Here is an 11,128-nt window from a genome sequence, read left to right as displayed (position 1 = left end):
GGTCAGACGATAGCCACATCCCTTCTCAAACATTTGCGCTGCCTGCTCCCGAAGCAGACGATCATGTCTTACTCCCAGATTTATAGACATGAAAAGCCTCCCGTTTCCTGGACTTCAATTTCGTTGTCCAAGAAACGGGAGGCAGTTCACAAAGCTGAAGCGGGGGCTTCATCTATAGAGCCTCTCCCGGAGACGCTCCAGAAGCGGCGAGGTGCGAGCAGAGAGGTGCGAGCAGACTAGAGGCTACTCGTCATCGTCGTCATCCTCAGTGTCCAGAGGGAGCATCATCTCATCGGTCAGAGCGCGGCGCAGAGTGTCCAGACCCACCGAACCGAGCAGAAGCGCACGCGTGTGGAATGCACGCAGGTCATCGCCGCGGCGCACAGCCTGATCGCGCAACTCCAGCCAGAGGCGCTCGCCAATCTTGTAGCTCGGCGCCTGACCCGGCCAACCCAGGTAACGCAGGAACTCGAAACGCAGGTGGCCCTCGGACTCGTCCAGGTTCAGCTTCAAGAACTCATAACCCAGCTCAGAAGTCCAGATGGTGCCCGGCTCAACGCCCAGCTGCTCAGCCCACTCGTCCGGAATCGGCATCTCGCAGTGAACACCAATATCGAAGACCACGCGGGCGGCGCGCATACGCTGAGCATTCAGCATGCCCATGCGGTCACCCGGATCCTTCAGGTAGCCCAGCTCCTCCATGAGGCGCTCGGCGTACAGAGCCCAACCCTCACCGTGACCGGAAACCCACAGCATGTTCGTACGCCAAGAGTTCATGGTGCCCTGCAGAGCCGTAGCAATCGCAATCTGCAGGTGGTGGCCCGGAACGCCCTCGTGGTACACGGTGGAGGTTTCACGCCAGGTAGTGAACGTATCCTCACCCTCGGGAACCGACCACCACATGCGGCCAGGACGCGAGAAATCGGGGGAGGGGCCGGTGTAGTAAATACCGCCCTCGTTCGTGGGGGCAATGCAGCACTCAATACGGCGCATGGGGCCGCCAATCTCGAAGTGGCTACCCGCCAGGTTCTCCACAGCGGCGTCGGCGAGCTTCTGCATCCACGCCTTCAGCTCATCGGTGCCGTGCAGCTGACGTGCCGGGTCCTCATCGAGCAGCTGCTTCGCGCGCTCAATGCTTGCGCCCGGCTCAATCTCCTCGGCAACCTCACGCTGACGAGCGATAATGCTCTCCAGCTCCTTCACACCCCAGGCGTAGGTTTCGTCCAGGTCAATGGTGGTGCCCAGGAACGAACGGGAGTGCAGGCTGTACGCCTTACGGCCCACAGCGTCGCGGGAGGGAGCGACCGGCTGCAGCTTCTCCACCAGGTAGCTGTTGAGGCGGCGGTAGCCTTCCTTGGCGGCCTCGGCACCTGCGGCAGCCTCGTCCTTCAGAGCGGGGACAGCCTCGGCGACCTCAGCCGCCAAATCGTCAAAGAAACCACCCGGAGCGTAGTACGCGGCGGTCTGCTCAATGACAATATCCACCTGGCGGCGCGGGGCGACCTTGCCCTCTTCACGAGCCGCCTCGAGGGTCTGGATGTAGCCCTCCAGAGCCTCGGTGACGCGGTGCATACGACCGACAATATGCTCCCAATCCTGCTGGGTGTTGCGCTTCATCAGGTCGAAGACCGAACGCACTTCCTGCGGTACGGACGCAATATTGTTCAGCTGCCAGCCGCCAAAACCAGCCTTGTGCTGCTTGCGGTACAGGCTCAGACGCTCCTGCAGAGCATCCAGGGTGACCAGGTCAACGTCATCAATAGGCAGGACGTTATCAACCTTCTTGAGGGTCTTCTTCGCAAGGCGCGCGAAAGCCTTCTCGCCGGCGGGCGAGTAATCGGGGTACAGGGTCTCTACGCCCTTACGACCAAGCTCGGTTGCATGGACGGGGTTCAGGTCGAGGACCTTTTCAAAGTATTCGTTAGCAATCTGATCGACGTCGGTCAGCGAGCGCTTCAATCGGTAGATGCTGGGAAGTTCCTGGTAAGTGCTCATGTTCATATCCTAACGCAGGGGTGTGCCTTCAACCACGATTTTCGGTGATTTAGCTCGCTTAAACCGGCAATATTACGGGCTGAGAAGCACCGAATGCGACAAAAAGGGCACACCTGTGGACAACTCCCAGGGGCGGATGCGCGAAAACGCCCCGGCTTTCTCCCTCCGAACGTGCAGGAAAGAGAAAACCGGGGCGTGCCCAAGATGGGCTACAAGCTACTAGCAGGGGAGGCTAGCCGGCGAAGTATTCGCCGTTCAGCTCCAGCAGACCGTTCGCACCCTCGACCACGCCGAGGCGGTGCGCAATGAGGCGGTCCTGCAGCTCATCACCTGACACCAAGTCCACCAGAATGTTCGGGTACTTGGTCGAGCAGCGGATGAACTCGTCGTACGCCTCATCGCTGAACGGGGCGTTCGTAATGAAGGTGCCGAGCTGGCCGCCGCGGGCGTGAATCGCCAGGAAGAACGCGGTAATGTCCTGCGGCTGAACGCCGGCGGACAGTACGCCGTTAGATGCCGGACGCAGAGTACGAACGTAGAACGCTCGCTCTTTTTCGCCGGTGGCGGGGGTAGCCACGCCGTCCACACCCCGAGCCTCCAGAGCCTCCACGGTGTAGCCGCGCATCAGGAACAGGTCGAAACCAATGCTGCGGAAACGCTCTTCAGACACCTGCGCCAGGGCGGGTGCCAGAGCCTCGCGGCGGAAGACCTGACGGTAACGCTTCAGAGCCTCACGCACCTGAGCGGCAGCAACCTGCAGCGCGGTCGAGGGCTCAGCAGCAGAAACAGCAGGAGCGGAAACAACCGGCTGAACGGGAGCCACAACGGGTGCAGAAACAGCGGGCGCAGCCGGCTCAACAACCGGAGCCGCGGAAACAACCGGCGCAGCCGCCGGAACCTCAGCGGGAGCCTGCGTAGCAGCCGCCACCGGCGAACCAGCCGGACGCGCCAACAGCGCCGGAGAAGCACCCGGTACCGGAGCCAACGGCTCACGACCCTCACGGGCCGCCAGACGAGCCTGACGCTCCGCGGCACGCGCCTCCTTGGCAGCCTGAAGAGCCTCCTCACGAGCCTGCAGTTCAGCGGCAATATCCTGAGGCAGCTTGTGCTTGAGCGATTGGGGCGGCAGCGGCGCCATGCGGGCGGTCACCGCCTCCGGAGCGCCCTCCGGGAAACGCTTGAGCAGTTCCTTACCCGCCTCGCTCAGCTCGTAACGCTCCGGGTTCTTGCGGGAAGTACGACCGGTACCCTCACGCAGAGCGTTCAGGTAGCGCTCGCCCTTCAGCACGTGCATCGCCACCGAATAGCGGTTACGTAGACGCGGGGTCAGCTTGTAGCGGTGCGGCGCGACCTCACCCTGCAGGTACGGGATGTCCAGGGCGATCTTCAGCTCATCGTAAATGTCGTAGTAGGAGATGCGCGGGTTCTCCTCCACGAGCTTCAGAATCGGGTACAGCAGCTGATGCGGGTACGGCAGAGCATCCACAGCGGCAGGATCCAGCAGAGCCGAAGCCACCAGCTTCTGAACGCTCGGCTCAGCCATCTGCGCCAGGGTGGGCGCAAACGCGGAACCCAGCGAGTAGACGGTCTCACGCTCGGACAGGTAGTGGTGCGCGGTCAGCACATCGTAGATGTAATCCTGCGCGTCAATCTGCACAAAATAGGGGTTCGAGGACGCCTGCTGAATACGCTCGTCGCGGTCAAAGACCTGCTCCAGGCTCGGAAGGCTCAGCTCCACATCGGCGCCGTGGTCGTTGAGAGTATCGAGCAGAAGCACGCCCATGTGGGTCAGCAGAGCGTCGGTTGCGGCAATATCCTCAGCGGTAATCGAGGTGCCCTCATCCTTCACCAACGCCAGCACGGAGCTCAGCTCGCTCGCCGGCACGCCGGTCTCCTCATGACGAGCCACCAGCTCCTTCGCAGACGGGGACAGCGAGTACAGAGTCAGCGGCGAATCCGTGTGCTCGTGAATGGTCTTGGTGCGCAGGTAGCCCTCACGGGTCAGCAGGCTCAATGCCTGAGCAATCACCGGCTCAACAATGCGCTGCTCCAGGTACGACAGACCGTACCAACCCTGCACGAAACCGCACTCGCGCAGCACCAGCTCACGAATCTTCACGGGAGCCGCCGCGGGGTAGGACGGGGTAACGCTCAGGACGATGGGCAGAAGCTCACGCACCGTAATGTGCGAGAGCAGAACCGGGTAGAACTGCTTCAAGTAGTAGAGGTACACGCCGCTGAGGAGGGGCAGAACCGGCAAGAGAGCCTGAGCCTGTTGCTCCTTCGGGGTACCCAACAGCTCGCGGCCAGCCTCGCTCAGAGTGTAGTGCAGATTGCCCGGATGCAGCTGGCTGAGGGACACCTCAAGATAATCAGCGTTGACCAGCGCCGCAATCAGCTTATTAAGCGCCTCACGGAAGAGGACATTGTCACCCACAGCGATGAAACGCTGAGTCATATTGAAACCCAGGTCTACGCCAACCGGGGTGTACATATCGGGGAAGAAAACCTTCTCGCCACGATCCTGCGCGCGCTCAAAATGGCGGAGCAGAGAGAAAGCCGCCGCAACGCTGAGAGTGCGTGCTTCCTCGGGTAGAGCCTCCCACGAGGTTTCCTGCTGCAAAGAGTGCAATTCGGAATGATCGATATGGAGCATTGTTTTATTCACAAAAGCCACGCCGGGCTCCTTATCTAGTGTTATTTATCGTGCAGGCGTTCTTCATGAAGTGCAGTCATTTGAGCGGGAAAATAATCACGAAAGTGAGCGGCACCATCTTTATTTTTGGGCCGGCACTTTGAAATCCCGCTGTGAAGAGAAGCAAGGTAGGTAGTTTTTTCTCAACCCGTCCCGCTTACGCACCGTCTTCTATGACGCGCACTCAGAAAGAACGCTATAAATTGGGGTGAAGTGTCTAGACCGTCACGGGTATATACACTTCGTGAAATAATGCGAAGAATATATAACGCACTACCTTCTCATTGTATCGGCTGGTTCGAGAAATAACCTAGATTTCTAAAACCAGCCGATATGTGAAAAATATCCTCAAGGAAAAGTGAAAATACATTAAGTGAAATGACGCGGGAAATGCGCGAAGATCAGAGATATTCGGAGAGAAATACTCGCCCCAGAAACACCCCCGGCTACTCCATGCCACGGGCAAAATACTCCTCGTCAATGCGGTAACCGCACTCGCCCTCACCATCAAGAACACCCACACGGTGACGAATCATCAGCTCCACCAGCTGGTGCCGATCAACCAGCGCAATATTGCGAGCGCCCGGCAAACCTTGCAAATACTCGGGAACCGGCTGCGCAAAAGCACCGCAGGTCACCAAAACACCCTGCAGGCCGCCGTGCAAAAGCACTGCACCGGCAAGCTTCTGAATCTCGTTCGGGGTGACCTTCATGGTTCCGCAATAATGCTTCACCTGAATATAAATCGGCGCAAAATCCAGACCGTCAGAATAGCGGGCAATAACATCCACGCCCTTATCGTCGGCGCCGCCGGTTACCTCGGTCGTAAAACCGAGAGCCGTAAAAATATCGGCAACAATCTGCTCAAAGTACTCCGGCGTCACCGCGTGAATATGTTGAATCAAATCCTGCGTAAAATGCTCCGCAAACTCAGCCTGAGCGTGAATGACCGGCGAATCGCTGGCGCGCAAAATAATATCCAGGGGAGACTGACCGGCGGGCCAGGACCCCGCAGCCTCCGCAGTGCCCGCAGAATTCAACGCGTTTACAAGGTGCTCTGCACCGGGTGCTTTATGGGCGGGGGCAGAATCCCCGGTATCGGGGAGGAACGGTTCCATGCCTGTGCCCGCGTCACTATCAGACGCACCAAAAATGAGGCGATGCTCCGCCTCCGCAGTCTCCAGCAGGGCATTCGCCTGCTTCTTCAGCTTCTTCGTGGTCCTCGCCGTCAGACTCTGAGCACACAGAGCCTGCACCTGCTTCACCACGCGCGGCGGCACCGAACCGTGCAGGTGCGGGGTGCAGGTCAGCTCGGCGCCCAGGGGAGTGAGCAGATACTTCCTCTTCTCCCACGGGGTCAGACGAGGCATCAACTGGGCATAACGAAGCGCCACCAAGATTTTCAAGGTGGTACGTACAGCCACCGCAAAATCGGTGGACTCAAGATCAGGAAGGTTCTTATTCGACCCCAACGCCTTAGTCTGCTGCCGCAACTGCTCACTAACATAGGCTGCGGTGCGAGGTACAGTCTTCGACAAGCGCCGTAGCGTCGGCAACAGAAGCGCGATATAGACATCCGGTGGGGGCCTATGGTTTTTATTCAGCATCTTTGCCATGGTCCCTGCCAATTTATTAACACTAATGTGATGGTATATACATCGTAGCATCAGTACGTATCATCATGACTTTATCGTTTCTAATATGACAAAACCGAAAGAATTAGCGCATTAGATGTTGAATAGCGCAATATAAATCTTGAATTTGAGGCAAAACAATAAATTCCCGCCGCACCAGCCGGTGCAACGGGAATCTACTATTCAGATGAGCCGCCCACACTACATGGGGCGGGCGCGCCTCCACGAACCGGGGCCCGGACGCAAGGACGCACCCAGACGCTGGCGACGGTTCAGCAGACGCGATGCCGCACCCACCAGCGACTTCGGCTCCTGCTTCGCGGAGCTTGCCTGCATCATCGCCACCACGGCGGTCAGCGCGGCAATCTCCTCCGGGGTGGGGGAGCCCTTGACCACCTTCAGCAACGGCTCTTGTTCAGCGTCAGTATCTACCGAAGACTGAACGGGTTCCTTCGTTGCGCTGGACGCGGTAGCCGAGCGTGCCGAAGACCGAGCGGAGCCACGCTCAAGCTGCTCGGAACCCTCAGCGGACTCCGAACTATCCTTCTTCTTGCCGAACGAGAAATAACTCAGCGGATTGTAGCCTGCCAAAGGCACGCCTCCTTAGAAACCTAAAATCGTGCGAACGCCTGCACCACAAACGGTGCGGGCACAACGGAAGCCTACAGCGGGATGTTGCCGTGCTTCTTCGCCGGGGTTGCCGCACGCTTATCGTGCAGGGCGCGCAGCGAAGAAATGATGCGCACGCGAGTCTCGCTCGGGGCGATGACCTCGTCAATGTAGCCCAGCTCAGCAGCCTGGTACGGGTTCAGCAGCTCTTCCTCATACTTGGCGATCAGCTCAGCGCGGCGAGCCTCAACATCGCCACCCCCAGCCGCCAGAGCCGCCAGCTCACGACGGTACAGAATATTCACCGCACCCTGAGCACCCATCACACCAATCTGAGCGGTGGGCCACGCCAGGTTAATATCGGCACCCAGCTTCTTCGAACCCATCACAATGTACGCACCGCCGTACGCCTTACGGGTAATGACGGTAACCAGCGGAACGGTCGCCTCCGCGTAAGCGTAGAGCAGCTTAGCGCCGCGGCGAATAATACCGTTGAACTCCTGATCGGTACCGGGCAAGAAGCCGGGAACATCCACAAAAGTCAGAATCGGAATGTTGAACGCATCGCAATGGCGCACGAAGCGGGCAGCCTTCTCGGAAGCCGAAATGTCCAGGCAGCCGGCGAACTGCATCGGCTGGTTCGCCACAATACCGACCGTGCGGCCCTCAACGCGGGCGTAACCAATCATCACGTTCGGGGCGTACAGCGCCTGCATCTCCAGGAAGTGGCCGTCATCCACCACGGACTCAATGACCGCGCGCATATCGTAAGGCTGGTTTGCCGAATCCGGGATCAGGGTGTCCAGGTCCAGATCGTCAACGGTCACCACGGGCTCCTGGTCGTGCTCCAGGGGCAGGGGCTCGGCAAGGTTGTTCGACGGCAAGAATTCCAGAAGCTCACGCACAAAATCGAACGCGTCTTCCTCGTCCTCAGCCAGGTAGGTGCTGGTACCGGTCACCGAGTTGTGCTGACGCGCACCACCGAGGGTCTCCATGTCCACATCCTCACCGGTCACGGTCTTAATGACGTCCGGGCCGGTAATGAACATGTGCGAAGTCTTATCCACCATGATGATGTAGTCAGTCAGGGCGGGGGAGTACGCGGCACCGCCAGCGCAGGGGCCCATAATGACCGAAATCTGCGGAACCACACCGGATGCGCGCACGTTCATACGGAAAATATCGGCAAACATCGCCAGGGAAGCCACGCCCTCCTGAATGCGGGCGCCACCACCATCGTTAATGCCGATGACCGGGCAACCGTTCTTCAGAGCGAACTTCTGCACCTTCACAATTTTCTCGCCGTTCACCTGCGAGAGGGAACCACCGTACACGGTGAAATCCTGAGAGTACACGGCAACCAGGCGGCCATCCACGGTGCCGTAACCGGAGACCAAACCGTCACCCAGAGGCTTCTTCGCCTCCATACCGAACGCGGTCGTGCGGTGGCGGGCGAGGGCATCAAACTCAACGAAAGAACCCTCGTCCAAAAGCATCTCGATGCGCTCGCGGGCGGTGTTCTTGCCGCGTGCGTGCTGCTTCTCGATAGCTGCCTCACCGCTGGGCGCGAAGCTGCGCTCTCGACGTGCATAAAAATCAGCGAGCTTACCGGCGGTGGTGCTCAAATCAAATTCCTGCTGGAGGTTCTCGGACATTATTCCTCGTTCCTGCTCCACCCGATTGTCGGGAGCCAGTGGTTGCGGTGATGGTTGTTCAGGAGGCCCCGAAGAGCGCTCTTGAACAATGTGCATATCCCTCAACTATAGTGCGAACTAGGGCACATGTGCCAGGTGAGAAGCCAGAATATCAACACTAGATACACTTTTATGCACTCAGTACCCAAGAAGGTGCATATAGTAAACGAAAAGTGCAAAAGAGCGGCTCAAAAGAGCGCAGAAAACCCCCTCTCGCGCCGGCAATCCTTGCCGGCGGAAAGGGGGGCTTACGTTCAAGCTTTTCCAGCGTGAAGCGGTGCTCGACCTTAGATGGTGCCCAGAACCGGGTTCCACTCGGTCACGGTGTGAGACAGAACCGCGCCACCAATGTTCATCGGGTCGTTAGCCACGATCTTCTCGGCAGCCTCAGCGGAGTCAACCTTTGCAATCAGCAGAGCACCGGCGGGGGTCTCGCCATCCAGCAGGGGACCGGAAACAATCAGGTTGCCCGCCTCAATCTGCGAACCAAGGTACTCGCGGTGAGCCGGGCGGTACTTCGCCTGCTCCTCGGGAGCTGCGTAAACGTAAGTAATTGCGTAATAAGCCATAGCGGTCTTCTTTCGAGCAGGGCGGAGGAACCTCCGCAGCCGGTCGGTGCTTGATGCACCCTCACTGTCTAATGTACCGTCTCGGGCGCCGGGCGGGCATCACCGGCGGCAAGAAAATTGATATGGTGAGAAATCAGCATGACTCGGCAGAAACCGGCAGATTACGGCGGCAGGTTAATAACGAGTCGGAGTATTGCAGGACGGATTGAGGTAGGACAGAAAGGTACAGGCTATGGAGAAGAATATGAACACCCAGAGTGATCATTCGGTTTTGGATGCGCCGCGCATCCGCACCGTGGCGCTGGACGCTGGCTACTCCAGCGTAAACCTCTACGACGAAGTGGACTCCACCACCACCCGCGCCCGCGAGCTACTCATGGGCGGCACCGACCCCGAACGCGAACAGCTCGGCGAGCTCTCCGTCTACGCCAGCCTCTACCAAAGCGCCGGACGCGGCCGCCTCGCGCGCGCCTGGACCGCACCTCCCGGAGCCTGCCTCGCCGCAAGCATTGTGGTGCGCCCGCACGCCTCCACCGACCCGCTCGCCCGAGAACTCCCCGAAGACAGCTACCACTGGATGACCCTCATCGCCGGGCTCAGCGTGGTCGATATTTGGCGTAGCTACGGCGTGGACGCCGCCCTCAAATGGCCCAATGATGTCATCGCGCAGGGTGCTAAGGGGTGCGGAATCCTCGCCCAGCTCGTTCCCGAAAGCGGCGCCAACGAGGGGCAACGCAGCATCATTGTGGGCATCGGACAGAACACGAATATGTCCGCCGAGCAGCTGCCCGTACCCACCGCCACGAGCCTGAGCCTGTGCACCGGTGCCGCGGTTGATTCCTCCGAGGTGCTTGCCCGACTGCTGAGCATCTTCGCTCGACGCTACCGCGCCTTCGTGCGTGCCGGTGGCGACCCCGAACGCCCCGACCCGCTCAACCCGGATAGCCTCAGCCTGCTCAACCAGGCACGCGCCGCCACCGCCACCCTCGGCGCCAGCGTCCGCATGAGCCTACCCGACGGAAGCACCGTAGACGGTGTTGCCGAAGACATCGACGCGCAGGGGCGCATCCTCATTCGCCGTGAGGATGGTGCACTAGAAACCTACGCGGTGGGCGATATTGAGCATCTTCGCCCTGCCAACGGTAGCTACGGAGATTTTCAGCAGGCACACTAGAACCAGTCCCTAAAAATTCAGCCCAAAAAATTCAGCCCAAAAAAATTAGCCCGGCACGGCAACCTCATCAACCCGCACCACCTCAACCGGCGGCCCCAGCCGGAACACACACCAACCAGCACAGCTAAGGAACACCATGCGTTTGCGCGGAAAACTCAACCCCGGTGAGCATGTCATCATTGCGACCCGACAGCACTACGGTGCCCTGCTGCCCACGCTTGCCTACCTGCTGGTTGCTATCGCCGCCTCAACCTTCGCCTCCACGGCGCGGTCCTCGCCGATTCTGTGGACTCTCGGCATGATCTGTGCGGTAGGTACCCTGGTCGGTGCCGTGCGCACCGCCTGGCGTTGGGCAACCACCTACTACCTGCTGACCACCCACCGGCTCGTGGTGCGCCGCGGCGTGATGACCCGCAGCGGAGACGAGTCCCTCTACCTAGATTCCATGGGGGAGCGTTGGGCAAAACAGCGCGGCCCGGGTGCCTGGCTGGGCTACGGTTCGGTGTATGTGGTCTGCCGCGGGGTGCATCACCGCCTGACCTATGTGCCCGACCCGAAGCGCTTTGAGAAAGAAATTAAAGCCGCCCGACGCGACTACTACGCCCTGCGCGCTCGCTATATTTAGGGCTTCTTCGGCCTCTGTCACCGACCCGGGCGGGAACTGTCGGGTTGGCTCAGAGCCTAAACCCGCCGCTAAATCTGCCGAAAAAATGCGGATTAGAGTATTCTTAAATGTGAATTACTCCACTAAACTATCC

At 59.5% G+C, this 11,128-nt stretch carries 8 protein-coding genes; 2 read left to right on the top strand and 6 right to left on the bottom strand.

The features are described 5' to 3' along the window. Positions 1-243 precede the first annotated feature (243 nt). From RWZ58_RS05450 to RWZ58_RS05425, 6 genes are all read right to left on the bottom strand, one after another. Positions 244-1,995, bottom strand: coding sequence for a DUF885 domain-containing protein (locus tag RWZ58_RS05450; protein WP_314657921.1), 1,752 nt, complete (start codon positions 1,993-1,995; stop codon positions 244-246). A 232-nt stretch (positions 1,996-2,227) separates the two neighbouring features. Further along, on the bottom strand, positions 2,228-4,672 hold the full coding sequence (locus RWZ58_RS05445) for a restriction endonuclease (protein WP_049355055.1): 2,445 nt from the start codon (positions 4,670-4,672) through the stop codon (positions 2,228-2,230). Positions 4,673-5,136: 464 nt separating this feature from the next. Next, complete coding sequence (locus RWZ58_RS05440; RefSeq protein WP_311449897.1) at positions 5,137-6,228, bottom strand: restriction endonuclease; 1,092 nt, start codon at positions 6,226-6,228, stop codon at positions 5,137-5,139. A gap of 297 nt (positions 6,229-6,525) precedes the next feature. Further along, on the bottom strand, positions 6,526-6,921 hold the full coding sequence (locus RWZ58_RS05435; RefSeq protein WP_239663445.1) for an acyl-CoA carboxylase subunit epsilon: 396 nt from the start codon (positions 6,919-6,921) through the stop codon (positions 6,526-6,528). 65 nt (positions 6,922-6,986) lie between these two features. Beyond that, positions 6,987-8,588 (bottom strand): acyl-CoA carboxylase subunit beta, encoded by a 1,602-nt coding sequence (locus RWZ58_RS05430; RefSeq protein WP_314604256.1) that lies wholly within the window; start codon positions 8,586-8,588, stop codon positions 6,987-6,989. A 326-nt stretch (positions 8,589-8,914) separates the two neighbouring features. Continuing rightward, positions 8,915-9,196, bottom strand: a complete 282-nt coding sequence (locus RWZ58_RS05425) for a YciI family protein (RefSeq protein ID WP_005508857.1) — start codon at positions 9,194-9,196, stop codon at positions 8,915-8,917. Between the two features lie 244 nt (positions 9,197-9,440). Here RWZ58_RS05425 and RWZ58_RS05420 point away from each other — a divergent pair, with 244 nt between their 5' ends. Continuing rightward, positions 9,441-10,370 carry a biotin--[acetyl-CoA-carboxylase] ligase gene (locus tag RWZ58_RS05420; RefSeq protein WP_314657920.1) on the top strand — a complete coding sequence of 310 codons (930 nt, stop codon included), beginning with the start codon at positions 9,441-9,443 and terminating at the stop codon, positions 10,368-10,370. Between the two features lie 136 nt (positions 10,371-10,506). Continuing rightward, the gene (locus RWZ58_RS05415) at positions 10,507-10,995 is read left to right on the top strand and encodes a glucose ABC transporter permease (protein ID WP_303983527.1); all 489 of its coding nucleotides are present in this window, start codon (positions 10,507-10,509) and stop codon (positions 10,993-10,995) included. Positions 10,996-11,128 lie beyond the last annotated feature (133 nt).

Origin of the sequence: uncultured Rothia sp. (assembly GCF_963544205.1) — a bacterium.
GTDB lineage: Bacteria > Actinomycetota > Actinomycetes > Actinomycetales > Micrococcaceae > Rothia.
Note: the sequence above shows the minus strand (reverse complement) of the source record. Positions and strands in the feature narration are given on the sequence as shown.

Excerpts from the sequence above, each read along its gene's own strand:
- RWZ58_RS05425 (WP_005508857.1), bottom strand. The coding sequence starts at position 9,196 with ATGGCTTATTACGCAATTACTTACGTTTACGCAGCTCCCGAGGAGCAG.
- RWZ58_RS05450 (WP_314657921.1), bottom strand. The coding sequence starts at position 1,995 with ATGAGCACTTACCAGGAACTTCCCAGCATCTACCGATTGAAGCGCTCG.
- RWZ58_RS05415 (WP_303983527.1), top strand. The coding sequence starts at position 10,507 with ATGCGTTTGCGCGGAAAACTCAACCCCGGTGAGCATGTCATCATTGCG.
- RWZ58_RS05430 (WP_314604256.1), bottom strand. The coding sequence starts at position 8,588 with ATGTCCGAGAACCTCCAGCAGGAATTTGATTTGAGCACCACCGCCGGT.
- RWZ58_RS05420 (WP_314657920.1), top strand. The coding sequence starts at position 9,441 with ATGAACACCCAGAGTGATCATTCGGTTTTGGATGCGCCGCGCATCCGC.